The sequence below is a fragment of the Paraburkholderia sp. BR10936 genome (genome assembly GCF_040965735.1).
Taxonomy (GTDB): domain Bacteria; phylum Pseudomonadota; class Gammaproteobacteria; order Burkholderiales; family Burkholderiaceae; genus Paraburkholderia; species Paraburkholderia nodosa_A.
Genome location: NZ_JBFRCM010000006.1, coordinates 309,941 through 335,816, shown reverse-complemented (window position 1 = coordinate 335,816; position 25,876 = coordinate 309,941). Strand labels below are relative to the sequence as shown.

General features: G+C 66.6%; 20 protein-coding genes. 10 read left to right on the top strand and 10 right to left on the bottom strand.

What is annotated here, in order from left to right; genetic code table 11:
- Positions 1-137: 137 nt before the first annotated feature.
- Positions 138-1,721, top strand: a complete 1,584-nt coding sequence (locus AB4Y36_RS16030) for an inorganic phosphate transporter (RefSeq protein ID WP_368683516.1) — start codon at positions 138-140, stop codon at positions 1,719-1,721.
- Here the strand turns inward: AB4Y36_RS16030 and aliA are convergent.
- From aliA to badH, 4 genes are all read right to left on the bottom strand, one after another.
- Positions 1,657-3,372, bottom strand: coding sequence for a cyclohexanecarboxylate-CoA ligase (gene aliA / locus AB4Y36_RS16025; protein WP_368683515.1), 1,716 nt, complete (start codon positions 3,370-3,372; stop codon positions 1,657-1,659). The two genes, AB4Y36_RS16030 and aliA, sit on opposite strands and share 65 nt — an antisense overlap.
- A 46-nt stretch (positions 3,373-3,418) precedes the next feature.
- Complete coding sequence (gene aliB / locus AB4Y36_RS16020) at positions 3,419-4,570, bottom strand: cyclohexanecarboxyl-CoA dehydrogenase (RefSeq protein ID WP_069268609.1); 1,152 nt, start codon at positions 4,568-4,570, stop codon at positions 3,419-3,421.
- A 61-nt stretch (positions 4,571-4,631) separates the two neighbouring features.
- A complete protein-coding gene (badI, locus tag AB4Y36_RS16015; RefSeq protein ID WP_069268610.1) occupies positions 4,632-5,414 on the bottom strand; it encodes a 2-ketocyclohexanecarboxyl-CoA hydrolase in 783 nt (260 codons plus the stop codon).
- Positions 5,415-5,464: 50 nt separating this feature from the next.
- On the bottom strand, positions 5,465-6,232 hold the full coding sequence (gene badH, locus AB4Y36_RS16010; protein ID WP_368683514.1) for a 2-hydroxycyclohexanecarboxyl-CoA dehydrogenase: 768 nt from the start codon (positions 6,230-6,232) through the stop codon (positions 5,465-5,467).
- 230 nt (positions 6,233-6,462) lie between these two features.
- On the opposite strand from badH, the gene AB4Y36_RS16005 reads away from it, so the two are divergent.
- Positions 6,463-6,888 (top strand): MarR family transcriptional regulator, encoded by a 426-nt coding sequence (locus tag AB4Y36_RS16005; protein WP_368606025.1) that lies wholly within the window; start codon positions 6,463-6,465, stop codon positions 6,886-6,888.
- A gap of 139 nt (positions 6,889-7,027) precedes the next feature.
- Here AB4Y36_RS16005 and AB4Y36_RS16000 read toward each other — a convergent pair whose 3' ends face one another.
- From AB4Y36_RS16000 to AB4Y36_RS15990, 3 genes are all read right to left on the bottom strand, one after another.
- Positions 7,028-8,158: a DnaJ domain-containing protein gene (locus AB4Y36_RS16000; protein WP_342947436.1), complete on the bottom strand. Its 1,131-nt coding sequence runs from the start codon at positions 8,156-8,158 to the stop codon at positions 7,028-7,030.
- Positions 8,159-8,275: 117 nt separating this feature from the next.
- Positions 8,276-10,054 (bottom strand): cobalamin biosynthesis protein CobT, encoded by a 1,779-nt coding sequence (locus AB4Y36_RS15995; RefSeq protein WP_368683513.1) that lies wholly within the window; start codon positions 10,052-10,054, stop codon positions 8,276-8,278.
- A 14-nt stretch (positions 10,055-10,068) separates the two neighbouring features.
- A complete protein-coding gene (locus tag AB4Y36_RS15990) occupies positions 10,069-11,298 on the bottom strand; it encodes an AAA family ATPase (protein ID WP_368683512.1) in 1,230 nt (409 codons plus the stop codon).
- Positions 11,299-11,465: 167 nt separating this feature from the next.
- Here AB4Y36_RS15990 and AB4Y36_RS15985 point away from each other — a divergent pair, with 167 nt between their 5' ends.
- Positions 11,466-12,278 carry a helix-turn-helix transcriptional regulator gene (locus tag AB4Y36_RS15985; RefSeq protein WP_342947433.1) on the top strand — a complete coding sequence of 271 codons (813 nt, stop codon included), beginning with the start codon at positions 11,466-11,468 and terminating at the stop codon, positions 12,276-12,278.
- A gap of 25 nt (positions 12,279-12,303) precedes the next feature.
- Here the strand turns inward: AB4Y36_RS15985 and AB4Y36_RS15980 are convergent, their stop codons facing one another.
- On the bottom strand, positions 12,304-12,525 hold the full coding sequence (locus AB4Y36_RS15980; protein WP_254320304.1) for a hypothetical protein: 222 nt from the start codon (positions 12,523-12,525) through the stop codon (positions 12,304-12,306).
- Positions 12,526-12,894: 369 nt separating this feature from the next.
- Between AB4Y36_RS15980 and AB4Y36_RS15975 the strand changes: the two genes are divergently transcribed.
- The 4 genes from AB4Y36_RS15975 to AB4Y36_RS15960 are packed head-to-tail and all read left to right on the top strand — an operon-like array spanning position 12,895 to position 22,327.
- Positions 12,895-14,223, top strand: coding sequence for an efflux RND transporter periplasmic adaptor subunit (locus AB4Y36_RS15975; protein ID WP_368683511.1), 1,329 nt, complete (start codon positions 12,895-12,897; stop codon positions 14,221-14,223).
- 18 nt (positions 14,224-14,241) lie between these two features.
- The gene (locus tag AB4Y36_RS15970) at positions 14,242-17,400 is read left to right on the top strand and encodes an efflux RND transporter permease subunit (protein WP_368683510.1); all 3,159 of its coding nucleotides are present in this window, start codon (positions 14,242-14,244) and stop codon (positions 17,398-17,400) included.
- A complete protein-coding gene (locus tag AB4Y36_RS15965) occupies positions 17,397-20,711 on the top strand; it encodes an efflux RND transporter permease subunit (RefSeq protein WP_069268618.1) in 3,315 nt (1,104 codons plus the stop codon). Before AB4Y36_RS15970 ends, AB4Y36_RS15965 begins: the two co-directional genes overlap by 4 nt.
- A 32-nt stretch (positions 20,712-20,743) precedes the next feature.
- Positions 20,744-22,327 carry an efflux transporter outer membrane subunit gene (locus AB4Y36_RS15960; RefSeq protein ID WP_368683567.1) on the top strand — a complete coding sequence of 528 codons (1,584 nt, stop codon included), beginning with the start codon at positions 20,744-20,746 and terminating at the stop codon, positions 22,325-22,327.
- A 15-nt stretch (positions 22,328-22,342) separates the two neighbouring features.
- Here AB4Y36_RS15960 and AB4Y36_RS15955 read toward each other — a convergent pair whose 3' ends face one another.
- Positions 22,343-22,798, bottom strand: coding sequence for a PACE efflux transporter (locus AB4Y36_RS15955; protein ID WP_368683509.1), 456 nt, complete (start codon positions 22,796-22,798; stop codon positions 22,343-22,345).
- An 88-nt stretch (positions 22,799-22,886) separates the two neighbouring features.
- The gene (gene nfsB / locus AB4Y36_RS15950) at positions 22,887-23,537 is read right to left on the bottom strand and encodes an oxygen-insensitive NAD(P)H nitroreductase (RefSeq protein WP_368683508.1); all 651 of its coding nucleotides are present in this window, start codon (positions 23,535-23,537) and stop codon (positions 22,887-22,889) included.
- Positions 23,538-23,724: 187 nt separating this feature from the next.
- Between nfsB and AB4Y36_RS15945 the strand changes: the two genes are divergently transcribed.
- The 3 genes from AB4Y36_RS15945 (at position 23,725) to AB4Y36_RS15935 (ending at position 25,853) form a co-directional block, all read left to right on the top strand.
- A complete protein-coding gene (locus AB4Y36_RS15945) occupies positions 23,725-24,144 on the top strand; it encodes a secondary thiamine-phosphate synthase enzyme YjbQ (protein ID WP_069268621.1) in 420 nt (139 codons plus the stop codon).
- 86 nt (positions 24,145-24,230) lie between these two features.
- Positions 24,231-24,953, top strand: coding sequence for a dienelactone hydrolase family protein (locus AB4Y36_RS15940; protein ID WP_069268622.1), 723 nt, complete (start codon positions 24,231-24,233; stop codon positions 24,951-24,953).
- A gap of 126 nt (positions 24,954-25,079) precedes the next feature.
- Positions 25,080-25,853, top strand: coding sequence for a hypothetical protein (locus AB4Y36_RS15935; RefSeq protein ID WP_368617252.1), 774 nt, complete (start codon positions 25,080-25,082; stop codon positions 25,851-25,853).
- Positions 25,854-25,876 lie beyond the last annotated feature (23 nt).

Below are 25,876 nucleotides of genomic sequence, written 5' to 3'. Positions count from 1 at the left end.
TTGTGCGACACTGCGTCGTCTCGTCCGCATCGCTCTTTCAGCTGCCGACGCGGCACCGCGCCACGCATGTTTGCGAACCCGCATACGCTGCGCCGAGGCGCTTCCCCGAGCGGATTGACCAGAGCCCCCACGCTTTCATGCCGGACATACCCTTGTCCCCCTACCGCGCGCAGAGCGCACGCCGCCGCGGTATTGGCATCGCCCTTTTTCTCGCCGTCATCGCGGCCGGGGCGATTTATGTAATCGATCATCTCGTCGTCGATTTGCGCGCCGTGCGCGAAAGCTCGGCGCTGCCCTTCATCCTGCTCGGGCTTGCGCTGCTCATCGCGCTCGGCTTCGAGTTCGTGAACGGCTTTCACGACACCGCCAACGCCGTCGCCACCGTCATCTACACGAACTCACTCGATCCGCATCTCGCGGTGGCGTGGTCGGGCGCGTGGAATTTCATCGGCGTGCTCGTCTCCAGCGGCGCGGTCGCGTTCGGCATCCTGCAACTGCTGCCGGTGGAACTCATCCTCCAGGTGGGCAGCGGCGCCGGCTTCGCCATGGTGTTCGCGCTCCTGCTCGCCGCGATCGTCTGGAACCTCGGCACCTGGTATTTCGGCTTGCCTTCATCCAGTTCGCATACGCTCGTGGGCTCGATCATCGGCGTGGGCATCATGAACCAGTTCATCAGCGGGCCTTCGGGCACGAGCGGCGTGGACTGGGACCAGGCGTCGGGCGTGGGCAAGGCGCTGCTGTTCTCGCCCGTGGTCGGCTTCGTCATGGCCGCCCTGCTGCTCCTCGTGCTCAAGCTGCTCGTGCGCGTGCCAGCGCTTTATGCCGAGCCCAAAGCCAACCAGGCGCCGCCGCTCTGGATCCGCATCCTGCTCATCCTCACCTGCACCGGCGTTTCGTTCGCCCACGGCTCGAACGACGGCCAGAAAGGCATGGGCCTCATCATGCTGATCCTGATCGGCGTCGTGCCGACCGCCTATGCGCTCAACAAGGCGGTCACGCCCGAGCAAACCACGGCGTTCGTGGTCGTGGCGCGCGAGGCGTCCGCAACGCTGGGCCGCTACGCGCACGGCGCGCCGCCCGAGAACGCGCGCGCCGAGGTCGAGGCATTCGTGCGCACACGCCGGCTCACGCCTGCCACGTTGCCCGCGCTGCGCCAGCTCACCGACACCATCGCCGACCAGGTCGCGTTGTCCGGCTCGATGGCGACGGTGCCCGACGCGATCGTTGACAACGTGCGCAACGACATGTACGTGGCGAGCGAAGCGATCCGCCTGATGCAAAAGGCGAAGGCACCGGAGATGTCACCCGCTGACGCCAAAGTGCTCGACACCTTCCGCAAGCAGATGGACCACTCGACCAAGTTCATTCCGACCTGGGTGAAAGTGGCAGTGGCGCTCGCGCTCGGTCTCGGCACGATGGTGGGCTGGAAGCGCATCGTCGTGACGGTGGGCGAAAAGATCGGCAAGCAGCATCTCACCTATGGTCAGGGCGCCTCGGCCGAAACGGTGGCCATGATCACGATCGGCATGGCCGATGTCTACGGCCTGCCGGTATCGACCACGCACGTGCTCGCTTCGGGCGTGGCCGGCACGATGGCCGCGAACGGTTCGGGCCTTCAGTGGGGAACCGTGCGCAACCTCGTGCTCGCGTGGGTGCTCACGTTGCCGGCTTCGATTGCGCTTGCTGCGGGTCTCTACTGGATGTTCCGGCAAGTTTTCTGACATCGGCTTCGCGCAGCATGTCGCGCAACCGGAACTTCTGCACCTTGCCTGCGGGCGTGGTCGGCATGGCGTCGAGCAGCCATAGCCGTTCGGGCAGGTACTGCACGGCAACCTTGTGCGACTTGAGAAAGCCAACGAGCGAAGGCAAATCGACCGCCTCGCCGGGCCTCGCCACCACCACGGCGCAGGCGCGCTCGCCCAGCCGCTCGTCCGCATACGCGACGATCGCCACCTGCGCAACGGCGGGATGACGATAGAGCAGCGACTCGATCTCCACCACGGGAATGTTCTCGCCGCCGCGGATGATCACGTCCTTGCTGCGGCCGCTGATGCGGATGTAGCCGCGCTCGTCGACGATCGCGAGGTCGCCCGTGTCGAACCAGCCTTGCGCGTCCGTCGCATTGAGGTGCGCGCGCTTGAGATAGCCGCCGAATCCCGAGCACGCCCGCACGAATAGCCGCCCCGCCACGTTCGGCGGCAGCGCCTGGTCGTTCTCGCCCACCACCTTCACTTCCACACCCGGCAGCGGCGCGCCATCGGTCGTGGAGGCGCGTTCGTCTTCGTCGTCCAGATGCGTGAGCGTCACGGCGCCCAGCTCCGTCATGCCCCACGCGGAGACGATCTTCGCCCCCAGCGCCGTGCGTGCGCGATCGACCAGTGCGCCGGGAATGGGCGCGCCCGCACACAAGAACGTGCGCAGCGTCGGCACGCGCGTGCCTGACTCGATGGCCGCGTTGGCGAGATCGCCGAGAAACGCCGTGGACGCCATCGTGAACGTCGCACGCTCCTGCGAGATGAGCGCGAGCGCCGCCTCGGGCTGCCATACGTCCTGCAGGACCGCGCTCCCCCGCAATGCGATCGGCATCATGAGGCCATACATGAAGCCGGTTTGATGCGCCATGGGCGACGCCATCAGCACGACATCGTTGCGGCCGAGACGCATGGCCTGCGCGTAAGGATGAATGTTCGAAAACAGCGTGTTCGCCGTGTGCATCACGCCCTTGGGCTCGCCCGTCGTGCCGGAGGTGTAGAGCAGCTGCGTCACGTCGTCGGGGCCTGGGCGATTGCGCGTGAGGATGGCTTCGGCGTCACTCGCTTCTTCCCAGCTCGGGCCGCTCAGGAGCGCTTCGAAGCTGTTGCGCGCCGGCTCGCCTTCGTCGGTTGCGCCCACCACCACGTGCTCCAAGGCGGGTAGCTCAGGCCGCAGCGCGCGCAGCATGGCCTCGTAGTCGAAGCCTCGATAGCGCTGCGGCACGATCATCACCTTGCTGCCGCCATGGTTGAGCATGAACGACAACTCGCGCTCGCGAAAGATCGGCATGAGGGGATTGAGCACCGCACCGATGCGCGAGCATGCGAGATAAAGCAGCGTGAACTGCCAGCAGTTCGGCAGCTGCATCGAGACCACGTCGCCCTTCGCGACACCGAGCCTGACCAGGCCCACGGCAATGCGGTCCGCCATCCGCGCCATCTGCGCGTACGTGAAGCGCGTGGTCTTTCCGTCTTCGATTCGTACCGCCGTAAGCGCGATCTTCGCCGGACATTCGGCCACGCAGGCGTCCAGTTCGTCGTTGATGGTGCGCCCGGGCCACCAGCGCCGTGCCTCCTCCCGCGCCCGGCGCGGCCCGATCAGTGCCGCGTCGAACTCCATGTGCACCCTCCCGTGGTGTTGCAGGAAACGTCGCAGGCGGCGCGCATCATGCCGGCACCGCGTCGCGGCCCGCGTTCGAGCGCGCGATGATGGTCTTCATGATCTGAGCCGTGCCGTCGCCGATCTGGAAGCCGAGCACGTCGCGCAGGCGCTGTTCGAGCGGCCCGCGGTCGTAGCCGCCGTGCCCGAACGAAAGCAGGCATTGATGCACCACGTCGTAGGCGAGCTTCGGCCCCCACCATTTGCACATGGCGGCTTCGGCCGTATGCGGCAGCCCACGGTCCTTGAGCCACAGTGTTTGCAGACACAACAGCCGTGCGGCCTCCACCTGGGTTGCGTATTCGGCGAGCGGATGCGAAACGCCCTGGAATGCAGAGAGCGGCTTGCCGAAGGCCTCGCGCTGCGCGACGTACTCCCACGTTTCTTCGAGGCTCACGTTCGCCACGGCGAGCACCTGCAGGCCGATCAGCGCGCGCGAAAAGTCGAAGCCCTGCATCACCTGGACGAAGCCCTTGCCCTCGTCGCCCAGCAGATGGTCCACCGGCACGCGCACGTTCTCGAAGAAGATCGAACCGCGTCCGATCGCGCGCTGCCCGTGGCAGTCGAAACGATTGCGCGTAACGCCCGGCAGATCCATCGGCACGAGAATGGCCGAGACGCCTCGCGCGCCGTCTGCCACGCTGCCGGTGCGCGCGAACACCACGGCGGCGTCGGCCTGATCGGCGGCCGAAATCGAAGTTTTCTCGCCGTTGAGGACGTAGTGATCGCCCACGCGCTCCATTTTCAGCCGCAGGTTCGCGGCATCCGAGCCGCCGCGCGGCTCCGTCAGCGCGATTGCGAGCAGCGCGCGGCCCTGCGTGAGGCGTTCGAGCCACGGCCGTGCAATCTCGGGGGCGGCATGCTTGGCGAGAATCTGCCCGTTGAGCGAGGCGAGCAGGTTGATGTACGAGAGGCTCAGGTCCGCGCGCGCAATCTCCTCGTGGATCACCCCGGCGGCGAGGCAGCCCAGGCCCTGGCCGCCATACTGCTCGGGCAATTCCGGCGCGATGAAGCCCATCTCGCCCATTTCGCGCATGAGGCCGCGATCGAGCACGCGTGTGGTGTCGCGCTCGATAAAGCCAGGCGCGACGCGCCCTTGTGCGAAGCGCCGCGCGTGCTCGCCGAGCGCGACGAGGTCTTCGTCGATATACGGATTCATGGTGTCTCCTTGAAGCGGCCTGCTCTATTCATTCGTCATCCTGATCGTCACGGAGACACCGTTATTTGGCGTACTTGCGGAACTCGGGTTTGCGCTTTTCCTGGAACGCGCGCACGCCCTCGCGGGACTCTTCCGTGTCGTAGTAGAGCTTGAGCGCGTACATGCCCATGCCCGCAATGCCGGCCTGATGCGCGGTGTCCATATTGAACGAGCGCTTGGCGATCGCAATGGCCGTGGGGCTCTTTTCCATGATCTCATCGCACCACTTCTGAACTTCCGCGTCGAGCTGATCGTGCGGCACGACGGCGTTCACGAGGCCCATGGCCAGCGCTTCGGCAGCCGGATAGCGGCGGCACAGATACCAGATTTCACGCGCCTTCTTTTCGCCCACCACGCGCGCGAGAAACGCCGTGCCGTAACCAGGATCGACCGAGCCGACCTTCGGGCCCGCCTGGGCGAACACGGCCTTTTCCGAAGCAATGGTGAAATCGCAGATCGTGCACAGCACGTTGCCGCCGCCCACCGCATAGCCCTGCACGCGTGCGATCACGGGTTTGGGCACGTCGCGAATCGCCGTGTGCAGCTCTTCCATCGGCAGGCCGATCGTGCCGCGCCCGTCGTACTGTCCCGCGTGTGCGGACTGGTCGCCGCCCGTGCAGAACGCCTTGTCGCCTGCACCGGCAAGGACGATTGCGCCGATCTCGCGGTCGTAGCCCGCCTTGTTGAGCGCGTGAATCAGTTCGTCACAGGTGCGGCCGCGAAACGCGTTCATCTTGTCGGGCCGGTTGATGGTGATCCATGCCGCGCCGTTGCGCACTTCGTAGAGGATGTCTTCGTAGTTCATGATCGATGCCTTTAATGATTCGTAGTCGATAGAGCGCGCGTTCGCCGGCGTTAGCCCGCCATGGTCAGGCCGCCCGATACGCTCAGCACCTGGCCCGTGATGTAGTTCGCGTCGTCGCTCGCGAAGAACACGATCGCGCCGGGCAGATCATCGGGCTGCCCGATGCGGCCGAGCGGAATGGAGCGCTGGAACGCTTCCAGCAGCTTTTCAGGGTTGCCAGCGCCTTCCTTGTACTCGGCGAAGAGCGCGGTGTCGGTCGGGCCCGGACACACCACGTTCACGGTGATGCCGTGGCGCGCATGCTCACGCGCAATGGTTTTCGAAAACGCCACGAGGCCGCCCTTGCACGCCGCATAGACCGCCTCGCCCGACGAGCCCACACGCGCGGCGTCCGAGGCGATGTTGATGATGCGTCCGCGCTTGCGCTCGACCATGCCGGGCAGCACCGCGTGATGCATGTGCAGCGCGCCCGTGAGATTGATCGCGATGAGCTTGTCCCACTGTGCCGGTTCGGTTTTCGTGAACGGGCGGAAAACGTCCCAGCCCGCATTGTTCACGAGCACATCCACAGGACCGAGCTGCGCTTGCACTTGCTCGAGCGCCGTTTCCACCTCGGCGCGGTTCGTGATATCGCAACGCAGCGCCAGCGCCTGGCCGCCCTTTTCGAGAATTTCGTCAGCCACCTTCAGCGCCGCTTCGAGCGACAGATCCAGCACCGCCACGCGCGCGCCCTCGGCCGCGAAGCGCCGGCAGGTCGCCCCGCCGATGCCGCCGCCACCACCCGTCACCACGACCGTCTTGCCTTCGAGTTTTCGCACCGCGATTCTCCATTCGGTTGAGCAGTACCATAGACGCCTTCGATGCTGCCCCACCTTTGGGTCTCGCCTCGAATTACGTCAATATGTTGACGTATACTAGGTAACACTCAGATCGAAGACAAGCATAGAAGCATCAGGAGAAACCCTTGCCTAAAACGCCAACAATACAGGATTCAAGCCGCTTCGATCTTGCCAACCGGCTGTTCTTCCGGCTCTACCAATGCGCAAATATGTTGCATAAAACCGGCACGCGCGCCGTGGAAGCCGAGGGTTTGACCACGCAGCAATGGGCCGTGCTCGGCGCGCTCTCGCGCCCGGAAGCCCAGCCGGGCATGAGCGTGGGCGATCTCGCGCGGTATCTGATGGTGAGCCGCCAGAACCTCTCGGGCTTGATCAGCCGGATGGAACGCGACGGCCACGTGAGCACCCAGGCGGATGCGCGCGATCGCCGCTCCCGCCTCGTCTGCATGACCGGGCCGGGCCGCAAGCTATGGGTAGCGCAGGCCACGCCGAAAATCGAGGCGTACTACGAAGCCGTGCTAGAGAATTTTTCGTCAGACGACATGACGCACACGCTGCACTATCTGCTGAAGCTGCTCGATAACATGAAGCGAGTGGACGACCGGGAACGCGTGGCGGACGATGACGAGGCGTGAGCGCGCTCCGCTACACTCTGGCGCAAGTTCGTGCTCACGCCCGGCATGAGCTATCAGGTGGGCGACAACGCCGAGGCGCACCAGTCGTACACGCGCACGGGTGCGAAGCTTTTCGTCGTCGATTGAAAGCGATGCCGCTTCAGCGCGGCGCGCCGAGATCGGCGTCGAGCCGCTTGCGCAGGTCGCGCACCACGCGCGCGGCGGGAACGAGCCACCACGTGGGCGCCGCCACGGAGAAGTCGTACGCCAGCGCGGTCTGCGCGGCGCCGGTCGTGTGCGCCCGGCAGCGGAACGCCACCATATGGCGTCGCGTGGCGGTTTGCGAGCCAGGCGAAAAGCGCATGACCGCACGCAGCGCGAATTGTGTATCGTCGGGTGCGGCCTCGTACGATTCGATGCTCCACTCCGCTCCGTAGTGCGCCTCGTGACGCAGCGCCGCGCTCACGCGCCGGCGCGTTTCATCAGCGGGTAAGGCCACGGCGTGCTCGCGCCCCGCACGCCCGGCGCGATACAGCGTGCGCTGCGACCAGCCCCAGCCGAACGTGAGCACCACGCCGCCTGCCACGAGCGCCCACTGCAGAATATGCGTAAGCCAGCGGCCCACCTCGAAGCGCGCGATGGGCGCGAGCAGCAAACCCGAGATCCAGTGCGCGACGACGAAGATCACGACGCACGCGAACACACTCGCGGAGAGCGTCAGCAGCCAGCCCCGCGACGGGTCGTCGAATTTCGCAAACAGGAAATCGCGCACGCCGCCTGAACGCGCGTGCACGTCATTGGCTTCGGCCGCGGTTGCCCCCTCTGGCTCACCTTGCTGCGCGGCATCCGCTTCATCGCGCAGCCCCGTGAGTTCGCCGTGCAGCGAGTCGCGCTCGGTCCGCATGCGCTGGATCTCGTCGAGGGTACGCGTGCGCTCGGCGCGCAGCCCGTCCAGCTCGGCGCGCACGCGTTCACGCTGCGCCAGCAACGCCTGCATCTGCGCGTGCAGTTCGTCGGCTTGCGCGACGCTCAGCGCGGAGCGGCTCACCGGCGGCGCATGATGCACGGACCAGTACGCCTCGAGCAGCTCGCGCGCCTCCTTGACGCGTTTGAACTGGTCGTCGGCCCAGCGCATCGAGGCGGCCGTGGGGTGCCGCCATTTGTCGGGATGCAGGATCTGCGCGAGATGGCGATAGTGATGCTTGATGTCCGCCTCGCTCGCCCCCGGCTCCAGATCGAGCCGGTAGTAGAGGCGGTCGTAATCCACGGGTCGGTAATCGCGGCCTGGCATGACCTGTATCTGTTCGTCAGTGGATGGGTTGGCAGGCGGCGCAACGCCTGCCCACTCAAGTTAGCGCAATGCGCCCAGTCCGGCAAGGAAAGCGCCGCAGCCGTTGCCCGCACCGTTTCAGCGCGGCCGGCCCCCGAGCAGGCAGCTCAACGTCGCAAACGCGGTGGCGGGCAGCTCGTGCAGCTTGCGCACGACCACGGCATCCGGATAGAACGCCTCGACGGCGTCGTCCAGTATGCCGATGCCGACCAGCTCGATGCCCTGCTCCCTGACCGCCTGCACGCGCGCGAGCAGGTCGCTGCGCAACACAGCCGGGTCGCCGTCGCTCGTCGAAGGATAGCCGTCCGAGAGAACCAAAAGCAGCCGACGGCGCGCCTTGCGCTGGGCGAGCCGCGCCGCCGCCCAGGCGAGCGCTTCGCCGTCGGGGTTCTCGTGGCCGCACGCGATGGCCGCGAGCCCGCTCAGGTCGCGCGAGTCGAAGCGCTTGAACACGTGCAGATCCAGCCGCTCGACAAAGCGGTTATAGCCCCGCAGATCGGCGCCGGCCGCGCGCTCGCGCTCATAGCGCGCGCGCAGTTCCGGCGCTTCGATCGAGCTGTAACCGAGCACTTCCGAATCGTAGGCGAGCTGGGTGAGCGCGTCGGCGAGCGCCGCCGCGCACAGGCGCGCCAACTCGATCTTGCGGCCCGCCATCGAGCCGCTCAGGTCGAGCAGCAGCGTCACGACCGTGTCGCGCCCGCTCGCATGACGCGCCACGCGAAACGGCGTGCGGTAGCCGCGCGAGGCGGCGAGACGCGCGAGCGCCGCGCGGTCGATCTCGCCGCGCTCCTGCTCGCGCTTCCAGTGCGTGAGTTCGTCGGCCTGGAGCACGCGCTCGAGCTGTGCCTTGAGCGCACCGGTCTCCGCGCGCGCCAGGGCGCGCAGCTTGCGCCACGCGGCGGGGTCGCCGCGGCCCGTGAGATCGGTGACGACGTCGTAGGCCGTGGTCAGCGGGATCGACAATCGTGGCCGCGTTGGCGCGGGGCTGCGATTCGTGGCGGCGGCGTGCGGCGCGTCCGCTTCGGAAAGCGTTGAGCCGGAGGCGGAATCGGACTCGGCGCTCGCACGTGCCGAAGCGCCGTCGTCGCCTTCGCGGGCGTTGTCGGGCTGGGCGGCGCCGCCCGGCGGTTCGACCTCGTCCGCCTCGCCGAATTCGTCCATTGCCTGAGCGAGCCGCGCCGATTCGTCGTCGAGCCCTTCGGACGGGGCCGCCGTCTGCATCATGTTGTTCGCGCCGCGCGACGCGAGCGAGCGCACGCCCGCCACGATCGCCGCGGCAGCACTCAGGCTGGCGCGCGTCGACTGGCTCGTGCGGGCCGCGCCGAGCGGAGCGTCGATCGCGCGCAGCGCGGCGGCCAGCGCCGCGGCATCGCGCTCGAGCACACCGGGCGCTTCGTCCCACAGCGTACGCTCGATCGCCCACGCAAGGCGCTCGCGCCACGCCAGTTTCGACCAGCGCCGCGCGACCGCCTCGCCGCGCTGCGTACGCCAGCTTTGCGCGTAGCGTGGCGCACCAGGAAACGCCAGCGCGAGTTGTGCGAGCACGCGACGGTCCTCGATCGCCTGCGCAATGCGCCCCGTCACGCCGGCTTGCGGCATATCCAGACGCGCCGCTTCGCTGTAGCGACGGCGCGCCGCCAGCAAATCGAGCGCGCCGAGCAGTGCGGCTTCATCCACGCCATCAGTCGCGAGACGCCCGGGCAGCACGAAACGTTCGCCTTCAATGCGCGGCTCGCCCGCACCGAACGTCACGCTCACGCGCGAGTCGCCGCTCAGCACCCGCGCGAGACGGCCGAGCGCGCCCGCGGGATCGGCGCTCGCCGTCAAACTATGTGTTGCGTCCTGCAAGTTGGCCACAACTGCCTCCGCACTCACGCGTCGAAGATCACGTGATGCCGGATGACGCTGCGGATGAGCGCCGCATCGTCCGCGCTCACCTTCGCGTAGATCGCCGGCCCCGCCGCGCGCTCGACATCGCCGGTGCGCAGCATGAGTTCGGCCCAGTCGATCAGGCGACGCGTGGAGAACGCGCTCGCGAGATCCTCGCGGGCGAACGCGGCGCGGCAGTCGGCGGCGATGGCGGCGAGTGTGTGCGCGAGCGGCCGCGTGAGCGCAGGCAGCGTGCGCAGCAATACTTCGGTTTCCTCTTCAAGTGAAAGATAGTCGAACAGGTAGACGCGCCAGCGGTCGAGAAACGCCTCGTTGAGCAAGTTCGCGCCCTGGTACAGATGTCGGTACGCGCTCATCGCGCCCGCGGCGTTCGCGGTGGCGAAGAGACGGAACGACGGATGCGGCTCGACGATTTCGTTGCCGCGCTCCTTGAGCAGCAGGCGGCCGTTCGGTTCCAGCACGGCGGTGAGCACCGCCAGAATCGAAGGCTCGGCAAAGTCGAGTTCGTCGATGATGAGCCAGTAGCCGTCGCGCATCGCCACGGGCAGCACGCCGTCCACCCAGATCGTCTCGCCGCCCTTCACGGTCCAGAAGCCGACGAAGTCGCCAATGGTGGTCTGGCCGTTCATGTTCGCGCGCATCACGCCGTAGTCCGCGCGCGCCGCCACCTGCTCGATGAAGCTCGTCTTGCCCGAACCCGTATGACCGATCAGCATGACGCGGCGATTTTCTACGATGTCCTGAACGATGTCGTCGCCGCGTTCGGTGAAGAGGTAGGCTGCGTTCACGCGCGGCACTAGCGCGTTCGGTTCCCCGCGCGGCAGGTCGACACTGCCGATGCGTACGGTGGGCGTGTGGATTTGCGGGCTGGCTTGAGTCGCTTTGGCCTCGCGCGCCACTTCGACGGCCCGCTGCAAGGCGGCGGCAAATGTGCTGCCCGCTTGTGTGGCTCGCACTTCGTTGGCGCGCTGAGCTTCGGAAACGAAGCCCTCGCGACGCCACTTGAGCAGCTTCGCTTCGAGATTGTCGAGATCGATTTCGGTGTCGATGTCGATGTCGACTTCACCGTCCTCGCCCTGGCCGTGCTCGATGCGGTACATGTGTGCGCGTTCCGAAGGCGTGACGCGCCACCATTCGCGCGCTCGGCCGGCGCCGCGTGTGTAGAGGCCGAGCGGGGCTTCGTCTTGTACTGCGGGATCGGTTGCGTTCATGGGCGGATAATGCGGGGCGCGTTCGGTCAATCGTCACATATTACCGATGCGCATCGCAGGGCGGCAATGCCACCGCCGTGCTTCCGGCCCGCGCCCAACCATGCTAGCGTGGCGATCGCCATACGAGGCACGCACGCCACGCCCCACCTGTCACCCGGAGGCCCCCAATGCCCCAAGCCGCGCCGCCCGAACTCGACAACGAGCCCGGGCGCGGCCGTTCGCTAGCACGCCACTACCCGCGCGGCCTCCAGATCGAGCCGCACTCGCATACATGGGCGCAGGTGCTCTACGCCGTCTCCGGCGTGATGTGGGTCGAGGTAGAGCGCGAGGCGCTCGTCGTGCCGCCGCAGCGCGCCGTGTGGCTGCCTCCCGGCACGCAGCACGCCATCCACATGCTGAGCGCCGTCGAGATGCGCAATCTGTATCTGCACGAGCGCGACAGCCGGCACCTGAGCGAGCGGTGCGAAGTGTTCGAGGTCAACGGCCTGCTGCGCGAACTCATCACGAGCCTCGCGGAACGCGCGCGCGAAGACGACACCTGGCTCGACGCGGCCTATCGCCTAGCGTCGATCGAACTTGCCCACGCACCGCGCTCCACGCTGCGCATTCCGCTGCCCGACGCGTCCGACCGCCGCCTCGCCACGCTGTGCCGCGCGGTAATCGACAACCCATCGGCCGATATCGGCTTCGAACAACACTCGGCATGGGTGGGCGCGAGCGTACGCACGCTCTCGCGGCTCTTCACGCGCGAGCTTGGCATGGGATTTGCGGAGTGGCGCCGCCAGGTGCAGCTCGCAGTCGCGGTATCGCGCCTGGCGCAAGGCGAGCCCGTGAGTGCCGTGGCGCGGATGCTGGGCTATCGACCCAGCAGCTTCAGCGACATGTTCCGCCGCGAACTGGGCGTGCCGCCCAGCGAGTTCCGGCCCGCCGGCACCCTTGGCGACACAGCGGGTTTCGCAGAGGAAAGCGCCGCGCAGTAATACGCGCGCAGACGCGTGGCGCGGCTCAATGCGGCGGCAGATCGCCCACTAGCGGAAACATGTCGGGCGTATAGCCCATATTGAAGTAACCGGCCCGTGCATAAGTAGCGATTCGCTCGAGATGCTCGGTTTCGCGCGACGCGTCGCGCAGTTCGGGCTCATCGGCTTGCGGCGTGGGCGGCGCCCGATTCGCTCGGCCGCGCCGCGCGAACCACGCCGGCACGGACAGTATCGACAGCTTCGACATTGCGGACTCCTTGCGAGGCGTTGATCTCTTCCAATCTAGACAGTCGAAGGCGCGCACGCAAACAAGCATTTCTGCGATGCATTGCACAGCGCGGCCCATGCTCAACGCTCAACCGGTCCGCGCGCTGTAAACGCCCGAAAATCTTACAAATAACTAACGTTTCGAAATTGGCGCACGAGTTGGTTAGACTGCGAGTCTTAGCCTTCGCTGCATGGCGGGGCACGGCTTCGACGGCATAACAATCATGAGAATGCGTATGCAGCAACTCGACAGTCTCCGGCAGCAATTCGCGGCGCCCAAGCCGTTGAGTGCGCCGACATGGTTTCTCCGCACCGCCTCGCGCGGTGTTCCGATCTCCTGGAGGCAGGCATGAGCGACGTCCCGCAGACGCAACCCGCGCCCCAGCCACCCCCGCCGCCCCCGCCACCGCCACCCGCTCCGCCCCCGCGGGCACCGAAGCGCCGCCGGCTCGGCCCGATCATTCTCGCCATTCTCGTGATCGTGCTGATTGTGCTCGTGATCGTGCACATCATGCGCAACAAGAAGACGGAGCATGGCGCGGCGCCGCAGGTCGTGACCGTGGCCGCCGCCACGCTCGGGCCCATGCCCGTGACGCTCAACGCGCTCGGCACCGTCACGCCTGTCGCGACTGTCACGGTTCTGCCGCAAATCAGCGGCTACCTCACCGAGGTGGGCTACAAGGAAGGCCAGGACGTCGTGAAGGGGCAGTTCCTCGCCCAGATCGACCCGCGCCAGTACGAGATCAGCAAGGAGCAGGCGCTCGCGCAGCTCGCCAAGGACCAGGCCTTGCTGGCACAGGCGCGCGCCGACCTCGCGCGGTATACGCAGTTGAACGCAAAGCAGTCGATCGCCGCGCAGACCTACAGCGACCAGCAGTTCCTCGTCAAGCAGTACGAAGCCGCGGTGCAGGCCGACAAGGCGAACGTCAGGCTGTTCGAGCTCGACCTGATCTATTGCCGCATCACGGCGCCGGTGTCGGGACGCGTGGGCCTGCGGCTCGTCGATCCGGGCAACTATGTGACTTCGTCCAGCTCCACGGGCATTGCCGTCATCACGACGATCAAGCCCACCACCGTGCAGTTCGCCATCCCGCAAACCTCGCTAGGCAGCGTGCTCGAGCGCGTCAACGCCGGTGCGAAATTGCCGATCACCGTCTTCAGCAGCGACAACACCCGCCAGATCGCCACCGGCACGCTCTTCGCGCTCAGCAACCAGATGGCCACGGCCACCGGCACGGTCACGCTACGCGCGAGCGTGCCCAACGACAACGAGGCGCTCTTTCCCAACGAGTTCGTCAACGTGAGGCTGCTCGTCGACACGCTGCAGAACGCCGTACTCGTACCGACGCCCGCCGTGCAGACCGGCGCGCCCGGCGACTACGTGTACCTCGTGAACGCCGACAACACCGTGTCGGTTCACAAGGTCACGCTCGGCCCGAGCGACGGCCGCTACACGGTGATCTCCGCGGGCCTGCAGCAGGGTCAGCAGGTCGTGACCGACGGCCTCGACCGCCTCAACGACGGCACGAAGATCCAGCCTGCGGGGCCGAGGCCCGCCACGCACGCAGGCGCGGCGAGTGCGCCGCACCATGGCAGCGCCCCGGGCGCGGCCAGCGAACCCGGCGCCACGGCGCCGAACGCCTCCGACGCGAGCGCCGCGGCCTCGCAAGCGGGTTGAGCCCCGGACCCAGCGCCGATGAATATTTCGCGTCTCTTCATCCTGCGGCCGGTCGCGACTTCGCTCCTGATGATCGCGATGGTGCTGATCGGCCTCGTCGCGATGAAGTTCCTGCCGGTTTCCTCGCTGCCCGCGGTGGACTATCCCACCATCCAGGTGCAGACCTTCTACCCGGGCGCGAGCCCGAACGTGATGGCGACCACGGTCACGGCGCCGCTCGAAGTGCAACTCGGCGAAATCCCGGGCCTGCAGCAGATGATCTCGTACAGCTCCGAGGGTGCCTCGATCATCACGCTGCAGTTCGACCTCTCGCTGAGCCTCGACGTGGCCGAGCAGAACGTCCAGCAGGCCATCAACGCGGCCAACAGCTTCCTGCCGAGCGGCCTGCCCGCGCCGCCGACCTACGCCAAGGTGAACCCGGCCGACCAGCCGATCCTCACGCTCGCGATCACGTCGAAGTCGATGTCGCTCACGCAGTTGCAGGACGCGGCCAACAACCGTCTCGCCACGAAGATTTCCGAAGTGCCGGGCGTGGGCCTCGTCACCACGGCGGGCGGCAACGTGCCCGCCGTGCGCGTCGAAGCCGACCCGCAGAAGCTGGCCGCCTACGGCCTGAATCTCGACGACCTGCGCACCCTGCTCGCCAACGTCAACGTGAGCAACCCGAAGGGCAATTTCGACGGCCCCGAACTGAACTACACGATCAATTCGAACGACCAGATCTCGGACCCGAAGGACTACGAAGACACCGTCATCGCCTATGAGAACGGCTCGCCCGTCTTCATGCGCGACGTGGCGCGCGTCTCAACGGCCGCGCAGGACGTGGAGCGCGGCGCCTGGTACAACAAGACGCCCGCCATCGTGCTGAACGTGCAGCGCCAGCCGGGCGCGAACGTGATCGCCACCGTCAACCAGATCATGCAGCAGTTGCCGCAGCTCGAAGCGGCGCTGCCCGCGGGCATGCAGGTCACGGTGGTGTCGAACAGCGTGGGCGTAATCCGCGCTTCGGTGAGCGACGCGGCCTTCGAACTCGTGCTCGCCGTGGCGCTCGTGGTGGCCGTGATCTTCGTGTTCCTGCGCAATCTGCCCGCCACCATCATTCCGAGCATCTCAGTGCCGGTCTCGCTGATCGGCACGCTCGCGATCATGTACGAGCTGGGCTATTCGATCGACAACCTCTCGCTCATGGCGCTCATCATCGCCACGGGCTTCGTGGTGGACGACTCGATCGTGATGATCGAAAACATCGTGCGCTACCTCGAGGAAGGCGACAAACCCTTGCAGGCGGCGTTAAAAGGCGCTGGCCAGATCGGTTTCACGATTCTTTCGCTGACGATCTCGCTCATCGCCGTGCTGATTCCACTGCTCTTCATGGGCGGCGTGATCGGACGCCTCTTCAGCGAATTCGCCGTCACGCTCGCGGTGACCATCGTGCTGTCGGCCGTCGTCTCGCTCACCGTCGTGCCGATGATGTGCGCGCGCATCTTGCGCGCCCAGGCCGAGCGCCACCCGAGCCGCTTCGAGCGCATCAGCGAAGGGCTTTTCAACAAGACGCTCAACGCCTACGAGCGCGGCCTGCGCTGGGTGCTCGACCATCAGACGCTCACGCTCGTCGTGTTCGTGGTGACGGTGGTGCTCACCGGGCTGCTTTACGTCGTGATTCCGAAGGGCCTGTTCCCGGTGCAGGACGTGGGCGTGCTGCAAGGCATCAGCGTGGCCGACAACTCCATCTCCTACCAGGCGATGGTGCGGCGCCAGTCCGCCCTGGCCGAGGAAATCCTCAAGGACCCCGATGTCGTTTCGCTCACCTCGTACGTGGGCATCGACGGCATCAACAACACGCTCAACAACGGGCGCTTCCTCATCAACCTGAAACCGCACGACGACCGCTCCGAAACCGCCGACGAAATCGGTCGGCGCATTCAGCAGTCGGTCGCGAAGGTCGCGGGCGTGCGCCTTTACATCCAGCCCGAGCAGGACCTCACGCTCGACACCACGGTCTCGCGCAACCAGTACAACTTCGTGCTGCGCGGGCCGAGCCAGGACGCGTTCGAGCAGTACGTGCCCGCGCTCATCGCACGCATGAAGCAGATCCCGTCGATCCGCGACGTCACGAGCGACCTCAACACGGACGGCCTTTCCGTGAATGTCGAAGTGAACCGCCAGCTCGCGGCGCGCTACGGCATCACGGCGGCGACCATCGACAACGCGCTCTACGATGCGCTGGGCCAGCGCATCGTTTCGACCATCTTCCAGCAGTCGGACCAGTACCGCGTGATTCTCGTGGCCAAGCCCGAGGCGCTGCCCACGGTCGAATCGCTCGGCGACCTTTACCTGCCGAGCCAGACGAGCAGCGAAGGCCAGGTGCCGCTCAAGGGCATTGCGAAGATCAGCATCACGCGCTCGCCGCTCATGATCAGCCACCTCGCGCAGTTCCCTTCGGTCACGATCTCGTTCAATCTCGCCGATGGCGCGTCGCTCTCCGCCGCTGTGCGCGACGTGCGCAAAGCCGAGGCCGCCGTGAACCTGCCGCCTTCGATCACCTCGTCGTTCCAGGGCGCGGCGCAGGCGTTCGAGGATTCGCTTGCCAGCGAGGTGTATCTGCTGATCGCGGCGCTCGTGGCCGTGTATATCGTGCTGGGCGTGCTGTACGAGAGCTATGTGCACCCGGTCACGATTCTTTCTACGCTGCCTTCGGCCGGCATTGGCGCGCTGCTCGCGCTGATGATCGCAGGCAAGGACCTCGACGTGATCGGCATTATCGGCATCGTGCTGCTGATCGGCATCGTCAAGAAGAACGCCATCATGATGGTGGACTTCGCGCTCGAAGCCGAGCGCGTGCACGGCAAGCCGCCGCGCGAGGCGATTTTCGAAGCGTCGCTGCTGCGTTTCCGGCCGATTCTCATGACCACGCTCGCGGCCATGCTCGGCGCGCTGCCCATGCTGCTCGGCAGCGGCACGGGCTCGGAACTGCGCCGTCCGCTGGGTCTTGCGATCATCGGCGGCCTCACGCTTTCGCAGATGCTCACGCTGTTCACGACGCCCGTGATCTATCTGCTCTTCGACCGGCTGGCCGAACGCTTCGGCCGCAAGCGCAGGCCTGAACGCCACGCGGACGGCGACGCGGGCGGCGGTCCCGGCAACGGCGCGCCACCCGCGCCCGAGGGCACGCCGTGAACCTCTCGGCGCTCTTCATCCGGCGGCCGGTCGCGACATCTCTCCTCGCGATCGCCATCCTCATTTCGGGGATGCTCGCCTTTTTCCGGCTGCCGGTCGCGCCGCTGCCCAACATCGCCTACCCGGTGATCGTGGTGCAGGCCAACATGGCAGGCGCGAGCCCGGACATCATGGCGTCCACGGTGGCCGAGCCGCTGGAGCGCCGGCTCGGCACCATCGCGGATGTCAGCCAGCTCACGTCGATCAGCAACACGGGCACGGCGATCATCGTGGTGGTGTTCGGCCTGAACCGCGACATCAACGGCGCGGCGCGCGACGTCGAAGCCGCCATCCAGGCCGCGCGCGCCGACTTGCCCACCACGCTGCGCAGCAACCCGACGTATCGCCAGTACAACCCCGCGAGCGCGCCGATCATGGTGCTCGCGCTCACCTCGGACACGCTCACCAAGGCTCAGCTGTACGACTCCGCCGATTCGGTCATCCAGCAGCAGCTCTCGCAAGTGGACGGCGTGGGCCAGATCACACTGGGCGGCGGCGCGCTGCCCTCGGTGCGCGTGGAGCTGGAGCCGGGCAAGCTCAACAGCTACGGCATCGGCCTCGAAGACGTGCGCGCGTCGATCGGCGCGGCCAACGCGAACAGCGCGAAAGGCCATATCGACCAGGGCAACCAGCGCTACACGGTGACGTCGAACGACCAGATCAGCAAGGCCGCGCCGTTTCGCGACGTGGTGATCGCCTATCGCAACGGCTCGCCCGTGTTCCTGCGCGACGTGGCTTCCGTCATCGACTCCAACGAAAACATCCGCAACGCGGGCCTCTACAACGGCAAGTCGGCCGTGCTCGTGATCGTCTACCCGATGCCGGGCAGCAACGTCGTGAAGACAGTGCAGCAGATCCGCGATCGCCTGCCCTCCATCGAAGCCGCGCTGCCCGCCACGATCAAGGTGGATGTGGCGATCGACCGCTCCGAGTCCGTGCGCGCCTCCGTGGCCGACACCGAACGCACGCTCTTCATCGCCGTGCTGCTCGTAATCGGCGTGGTGTTCGTGTTCCTGCTCTCGCCGCGAGCCACGCTCATCCCCGCCGTGGCGCTGCCGCTTTCCATCGTGGGCACGTTCGGGCCCATGTACCTGCTCGGCTACAGCATCGACAATCTGTCGCTCATGGCGCTCACCATCGGCACAGGCTTCGTGGTGGACGACGCCGTGGTCGTGCTGGAGAACATCGTGCGCCACATCGAGGCCGGCATGGACCCGAAGGAAGCCGCGCTCAAAGGCGCGGGCGAAGTGGGCTTCACGGTGCTTTCCATGAGCCTTTCGCTCATCGCCGTGTTCCTGCCCATTCTGCTCATGCCCGGCATCGTGGGCCTGCTCTTTCATGAGTTCGCGATGACGCTTTCGATCGCGATCCTCATCTCGCTCGTGATCTCGCTCACGGTCACGCCCACCATGTGCGCCTACGTGCTCAAGCGCGAGGCGCTGCACAAGAAGCCATCGCGCGCGGCCGTGTGGATCGACGCGCAGTTCGAGCGCTTCAAGCAGTTCTACTCGCGCACGCTCGACGTCGCGCTCGATCACGCGCGGCTCACGATCTTCATCCTGTTCGCGCTGCTGGTCGGCAATGTGTTTCTCGCGCGGCTGCTTTCCGGCACGTTCTTCCCCGAGCAGGACACCGGCATTCTGATCGGACAGATCATCGCGGACCAGAGCATTTCGTTTACGGCGATGGAAAAAAAGCTCGCGCAGCTGCAGGCCATCGTGAAGGCCGATCCGGCGGTGCAATCGGTGGCGGGCTTCACGGGCGGGCGCGCGCTCAATTCGGCCACCGTGTTCGTCGAACTGAAACCGCTCAACGAACGTCGCCTGACGGCCACCGAGGTCGTGAACCGCCTGCGTCCCAAGCTCAATGGCGTTTCGGGCGCACGGCTTTTCATGCAGGCCCAGCAGGACCTGCAGATCGGCGGGCGGCAGTCGGCGGCCGAGTATCAGTACACGCTCACGAGCGACGACGCCGACGCCCTCTTCACCTGGGTGCCGCGTCTAGTGGACGAGCTGAACAAGCACCGCAGCCAGATGTCGGATGTGAACTCGGACCTGCAGCAAAATGGTCTGGAGGCCTACATGACGGTGCAGCGCACGACCGCCAAGCGCTACGGGTTCGACCCGAACCAGGTGGACAACGTGCTCTACGACGCCTTCGGCCAGCGCACCGTTTCGACCATCTACAACGCGATCAACCAGTACTTCGTCGTGATGGAAGTGGCGCCGCAGTACTGGCAGTTTCCACAGTCGTTCCAGGATATCTGGCTGAGCACGGCGGCAGGCAACGCGAGCGGCGCCGCGCAAACGCAGATGCCGTCGAGCGTCATCTCGGGCGTCACGCCCTTCACGGCCGTGACCACGGCCACCACGGCGAACGGCAACACCAACGAGCGCAACGCCAACGCGGTGGCCAATCAGCAGAACAACGCGATCGCCAACAGCAAGGGCGGCAGCTCCAGCGGCAGCGCGGACAGCACGGCCGCCGAAACCATGGTGCCGCTCATGGCGCTCATGGACTGGAAGACGCGCCATACGGCCACCCAGGTCAATCACCAGGGCACCGAAGTGGCGGGGACGATTTCGTTCAATCTGCCCAAGGGCGGCTCGCTTTCGGAGGCTGGCACGATCATCGAGCAGGCCGAGCGCAACATCGGCATGCCGGCCTCCATCCACGGCGCGTTCGCGGGTGCGGCGCAGGCCTACGCACAGTCCATGGGCGTCGTGCCGCTGCTCATTCTCGCCGCGCTCGCCGTGGTGTATATCGTGCTGGGCGTGCTGTACGAAAACACCATCCACCCGCTCACGATCCTCTCCACCCTGCCTTCGGCCGGCATCGGCGCGATTCTCGCCATGCTGATCTTCGGCACGCCGTTCTCGGTGATCGCGATGATCGGCATCATCCTGCTCATCGGCATCGTGAAGAAAAACGGCATCATGATGGTCGACGTCGCCATCCAGTTGCAGCGCAACGAGGGCATGGAGGCGCGGCGCGCGATTCACGAAGCCGCCGTGGTGCGCCTGCGACCGATCATGATGACGACCTTCGCGGCCGTGCTCGGCGCGCTGCCGCTCGCCATCGGCATTGGCCAGGGCGCTTCGCTGCGCCAGCCGCTCGGCGTGACGGTGATGGGCGGCCTGCTCCTGAGCCAGGTCTTTACCCTGTACACCACGCCGGTGATTTACCTGTTCCTCGACCGCGTGCGCGCACGCCTCGCGCGCTGGGCCGCGCGCCTGCCGTGGAATCGCCAGGCCGATGAGAGCGCATCATGATGAAAACCCGCCTTAATCCATCGCTCATGCGAATGCTGATCCCCGCCGCCGCAAGCGCTGCCACGCGCGCGCAGGCGCTCGCGCCCCTCACCGTAGCGCTGCTGCTCGCAGGCTGCATGGTCGGGCCGGACTACCATCGCCCGCAGGTCACCGTGCCCGCCACGTGGAAAGAGCTGCCCGGCTGGACCCAGGCGGAGCCCGAAGCCGCCCAGGGCCCCAAGGGCGACTGGTGGACCGCCTTCCAGGACCCGCTGCTCGACGAACTGGAACCGCTCGTCCAGGTCTCGAACCAGACCGTGCGGCAGAGCTACGCGAACTACCAGCAAGCGCTCGCCGAAGTGCGTGTCGCGCGTGCGAGCCTCTTCCCGACCATCGGCATTACCGGCTCGCTCGCGCGCGAGCGCTCCTCCACCGGCACGCTCAGCAGCGTGAGCAGCATCACGTCCACGCCGAGCGGCGCGCGTATCGTCAACGGCGGCACGCTCGAAGCGAACGCGAGCTGGGACATCGACCTCTGGGGCCAGGTGCGCCGCCAGATCGAGGAACAGTCGGCCACGGCGCAGGCGAGCGAGGCGACGCTGGCGAACGCTACGCTCTCCGAACAAATTGCGCTGGCGAACGCCGTGATCGATCTGCGCATCACTGATGCCGATATCGACCTGCTCACGCATACCGTGCAGGCGTACTCGGACTTCCTGCGCGTGGTGGCCAACCAGGACCAGGCGGGCACCGTGCCGCCGTCCGATCTGATCTCAGCGCGCACCCAGCTCGAGTCTGCGCGCGCGAGCCTGATCGCCCTGGGCGTGGCGCGCGCGCAAAACGAGCACGCCATCGCGGTGCTCGTGGGCCGCAACCCCGAAGAGGTCGATATCCCGCACAGCACTCAGCTTCCCGCGCTGCCCGCCATTCCCGCCGGCGTGCCCTCCACGCTGCTGCAGCGGCGGCCCGACATTGCGACCGCCGAACGCCAGATGGCGTCGGCCAACGCGGCGATCGGCGTGGCGGTGGCTGCGTACTATCCGACGATCTCGCTCACTGCGCTCGACGGCTTCACGCAGTCGCCGCTTTCGGGCCTGCTGCACATGAGCAACTATGTGTGGTCGCTCGGCGCGAGCGCGACCCAGACGATCTTCGACGGCGGCCAGCGCAGCGGCCAGGTGGCGGCCGCGCGCGCGAGCTACGACGCGGCGGTGGCGAACTATCGCGGCACGGTGCTGACGGCGTTCCAGGGGGTGGAGAACGATCTCTCGGGGCTGCGCATCCTCGCGCAGCAGGCCGACGTGCTCGATACCGCCGTGCGCGACGCCATCCGCGGCGCGCAGATCGCGCAAAACGAATACGAGGCGGGCACCGTGGACTACACGACAGTGGCCACGGCCCTGGCTACACAGGTGACCAATCAGCAGAGCGCGCTCAACGTGCATCAGCAGCGGCTGCTCGATACGGCTTCGCTGATCGGCGACCTGGGCGGCGGCTGGTCCGGGCAGCTGCACGATGCGCAGCATCCGGCGCGTGCGGTGGCGCCGGCTTCCGACGCCGCGGCGGCGGGCGCGAGCGCAAGCGGTCCGGCAAACGTGGAAGCGAGCAGGACGCAGGGCGCCGCTGCGAGCCCCTGACCGGGCGACCCTGCGCTATGCGCGCGGCTCGCGTTCCGAAGCCGTCGTCACCGGCATGGCGGAGGCCGGCAGGCCGAACACGGCATCGAAAATCAGGTTATAGACGTAGTTGTAGACGAGAAAGAACATCGAGAGGCCGATATCCATCGCGAACGCCTCGATCAACGTCACGTGCAGCGTGAGCGCGATCATCGGCACGAGGAACACCACGAGGCCGCCCTCGAAGCCGACCGCATGCGCAATACGGCGCGCGACACTGCGGCCGCGTTTCGTCTGGCGCGCTTCCCAGCGCTCGAACAGCAGGTTGAAGACGAAGTTCCAGCCCACCGCGATCAGCGATGAAAACACCGCCGCCGCGCCCGCGCGGTCCATGCCGCTGCCCGAGAGCGAGGCGAAGCTCGTGCTGGTAATCAGGATCGCGATGCCTTCGAACAGCGTGACGTACACGATCCGGCGTTTGATACCATGCATGGACCCATGCTCCTGATGCGGCTCCCGCGTGGCTTCGGGCCGCGTCAATCGCCGCACCGGCTGCGAGCGCGGCGAAACCCTGCGCGAATCAACCGAGATCGGTGAATACCGAAGCTGCGGACAAACGCGACTTCGGCAGCTTCGCGTTGAAGTCGTCGGCGCTGCGGTAGCCGAGGCCGACCACCACCAAAGCGGTGAGGCCCTGCTCGCGCAGGCCCAGTTCCTCGTCGAGCGCTTTCGCGTCGAAGCCTTCCATCGGGCAGGCGTCGATTTCGAGCGTCGACGCGCCGATCAGCAGCGTGCCGAGCGCGAGATACGCCTGCTTTTCCATCCAGGCCGGCAGGTCGTTGCGCTCGCGATGCAGGTTCACATAGAACGCGCGCGTCTTTTCCTGACCCCCCTTCGCCTCGGCATTGGCGAAGCGGCCGTCCGCTTCTTCCTGCGCGAGCACTTCGGCGAGGTGCGCTTCGTCCATGTCGGTGCGCACGCACAGCACTACCACGTGCGAGGCGCGCGTGACCTTCGGCTCGTTGTACGCGAAACCTTCCATGCCCTTGGCGATACGCGCACGCGCCGCGTCGCTTTCGGCCACCACGAAATGCCACGGCTGCGAATTGACCGACGAGGGACTGAAGCGGATCAGCTCCTTGAGTTCGTCGATGACGGCCGCGGGAATCTTGCGGGCGGGATCGAACGCCTTGGTGGCGTGGCGGGCTTTCGCGAAGCGGGTGAGGTTCAAGCGGTTTTCTCCTTCGTATGCGGTCGGCCGGGGCAGTACCCGGCAAGGGCGACATCGTACCAGCATCGTGTGCCGGCCGCGGGGGCGGTCTGCGCGCCCGGCGCGCCTGCGCTATCCTTGAAGGCTGAAATCGCCGCGGCGGCGGCTCAGCAGCCATGCGCCGCCGCCAGCAAGGAGAATACCGATCATGCGCCAGGCCATCCATCATCTGCCGGTGAGCACGCGCACGCGCGGGCTCGTCGAGATCAGCCAGGAGGTGCGCGCGTTCGTGCGCGAACAGCGCATCGCCACCGGCTTGCTCACCCTCTTTTGCCGCCACACTTCAGCGTCGCTCGTCATCCAGGAAAACGCCGATCCTTCGGTGCGCCGCGATATCGAACGCTACTTCGAGCAGCTCGCGCCCGAAGATCCCCAGCGCTACGAGCACGACACCGAAGGCCCCGACGACATGCCCGCGCATTTGCGCACGGCGCTCACGCACACGCAGCTCTGCATCCCGGTCGAGCACGGCAATCCCGTGCTGGGCACGTGGCAGGGCATCTATGTGTTCGAGCATCGGCGCGCGGCGCACACGCGCGATATCGTGCTGCATCTGATCGGCGAATGAGCAGGTCAGGCGCAGACACGCAAATCCCGTACGCAAGCGCTATGCTTGCGTCTTTCGTTCAACCGACTCACCGAGGGTTGCCCCAAATGAAACAGTCCGCCGGATCCATGATTTCCTTCACCCGCCCTGACGGCCAGTCGCTCCAGGGTTATCTCGCCAAACCGGAGAAGACCGAAGGCGCGCCCGCCATCGTCGTGATCCAGGAATGGTGGGGCTTGAACGACCAGATCCGCGGCGTGGCCGACCGGCTCGCGCAAGCTGGCTACTTCGCGCTCGTGCCCGACCTCTATCGCGGCAAGAGCACGGTCGAACAGGAAGAGGCCCACCATCTGATGACGGGCCTCGACTTCGCGGATGCCGCCTCGCAGGACGTGTATGGCGCGGTCAACTATCTGAAGACGCTCACGGACCGTGTGAGCGTGACGGGCTACTGCATGGGCGGCGCGCTCACGCTGCTCGCGGCCACCATGGTGCCGGGCCTTGCGAGCGCCGTGGTGTGGTATGGCTTCCCGCCGCTCGAATACATCGACGCGAGCAAGATCACGGCACCCATCCTCGGCCACTTTGCAACCCAGGACCAGGCGTTCAGCATCGAAACCGTCGCGGAACTCGAAACGAAGCTCAAGGGCGCCAACGTCGACGTCGAGTTCCATCGCTATCTCGCCCACCACGCGTTTGCGAACGAGACCGCCGTGGGCCCGAACCGCATCCCCATCACGCAGTACGATCCGGTCTGGGCGCAGCTCGCGTGGGACCGCTCGCTGACGTTCTGGGGCCGCACGATGTGGCCGCAGCGCACGGCGCGCTAAAGCACCGGCAGCGGCCCGCGCCGCCGCGCGGAACTGTCGTAGAATCGGCGTCGCCCCGCCTCGCGCGGGCGACGCCGATTTGCATTGCAGCGCCTTCGTCCCTCTCACGCTTTTCGCGGAGACTCCATGACGCCGCTCATCCTCCAGCGCCCCGCGCTGCTGTTCATCGTGCTGATCCTGGTGCTGCCGCTTGCCGCCGCACTCGGCGCAAACGTGCTGCACCGCTACTTCCCGCTCGCCGAGGAGGCGCGCGAGAACTACAAGATCGTGCAGGGCGCGACGCTCACGCTGCTCGCGCTCCTGATCGGCTTCACGCTCTCGATGGCCGTGAGCCGCTACGACCAGCGCAAGAACCTGGAGGAAGAGGAAGCCAACGCGATCGGCACGGAGTATCTGCGCGCCGAGCTGCTTGGCGGCGAGGCGGCTGCCCAGACCAAGGCGCTGCTTGCGCGCTATCTTCAGGCGCGCATCCACTTCTACGTCGTGCACGAGCCCGGCGCACTCGATCAGATCAACCGCGACACCGGCGAGCTTCAGACGCAACTCTGGGCGAGCGTGCGCGATCCCGCGAAGGCGCAGCCGAATCCGGTGATGGCGCTCGTGGTCTCCGGCATGAACGACGTCATCAACACCCAGGGCTACACGCAGGCCGCGTGGATCAACCGCATTCCCGTCGCCGCGTGGGTGCTGATGATCAGCATCGCCATCTTCAGCAACCTGATGCAGGGCTACGGCGCGCACGGCCAGGTCGGCCGGCGGGTGCTGCTGCTCATCCTGCCCGTCACGGTGACGCTGTCGCTCACGCTCATCGCCGATATCGACAGCCCGCGCGGCGGCCTCATTCGCGTCGCGCCGCTCAATCTGATGAGTCTTGCGCAGTCCATGCCTGCCAATCCCTGACCCCCGCTCCGCGGCGCCGCACG

Bases quoted from the DNA above. Each gene is read 5' to 3' on its own strand.
- AB4Y36_RS16030 (WP_368683516.1), top strand. From the start codon at position 138: ATGCCGGACATACCCTTGTCCCCCTACCGCGCGCAGAGCGCACGCCGC.
- aliA (WP_368683515.1), bottom strand. From the start codon at position 3,372: ATGGAGTTCGACGCGGCACTGATCGGGCCGCGCCGGGCGCGGGAGGAG.
- aliB (WP_069268609.1), bottom strand. From the start codon at position 4,570: ATGAATCCGTATATCGACGAAGACCTCGTCGCGCTCGGCGAGCACGCG.
- badI (WP_069268610.1), bottom strand. From the start codon at position 5,414: ATGAACTACGAAGACATCCTCTACGAAGTGCGCAACGGCGCGGCATGG.
- AB4Y36_RS16005 (WP_368606025.1), top strand. From the start codon at position 6,463: ATGTTGCATAAAACCGGCACGCGCGCCGTGGAAGCCGAGGGTTTGACC.
- AB4Y36_RS16000 (WP_342947436.1), bottom strand. From the start codon at position 8,158: ATGCCAGGCCGCGATTACCGACCCGTGGATTACGACCGCCTCTACTAC.
- AB4Y36_RS15990 (WP_368683512.1), bottom strand. From the start codon at position 11,298: ATGAACGCAACCGATCCCGCAGTACAAGACGAAGCCCCGCTCGGCCTC.
- AB4Y36_RS15985 (WP_342947433.1), top strand. From the start codon at position 11,466: ATGCCCCAAGCCGCGCCGCCCGAACTCGACAACGAGCCCGGGCGCGGC.
- AB4Y36_RS15980 (WP_254320304.1), bottom strand. From the start codon at position 12,525: ATGTCGAAGCTGTCGATACTGTCCGTGCCGGCGTGGTTCGCGCGGCGC.
- AB4Y36_RS15975 (WP_368683511.1), top strand. From the start codon at position 12,895: ATGAGCGACGTCCCGCAGACGCAACCCGCGCCCCAGCCACCCCCGCCG.
- AB4Y36_RS15970 (WP_368683510.1), top strand. From the start codon at position 14,242: ATGAATATTTCGCGTCTCTTCATCCTGCGGCCGGTCGCGACTTCGCTC.
- AB4Y36_RS15960 (WP_368683567.1), top strand. From the start codon at position 20,744: ATGCTGATCCCCGCCGCCGCAAGCGCTGCCACGCGCGCGCAGGCGCTC.
- AB4Y36_RS15955 (WP_368683509.1), bottom strand. From the start codon at position 22,798: ATGCATGGTATCAAACGCCGGATCGTGTACGTCACGCTGTTCGAAGGC.
- AB4Y36_RS15945 (WP_069268621.1), top strand. From the start codon at position 23,725: ATGCGCCAGGCCATCCATCATCTGCCGGTGAGCACGCGCACGCGCGGG.
- AB4Y36_RS15940 (WP_069268622.1), top strand. From the start codon at position 24,231: ATGAAACAGTCCGCCGGATCCATGATTTCCTTCACCCGCCCTGACGGC.
- AB4Y36_RS15935 (WP_368617252.1), top strand. From the start codon at position 25,080: ATGACGCCGCTCATCCTCCAGCGCCCCGCGCTGCTGTTCATCGTGCTG.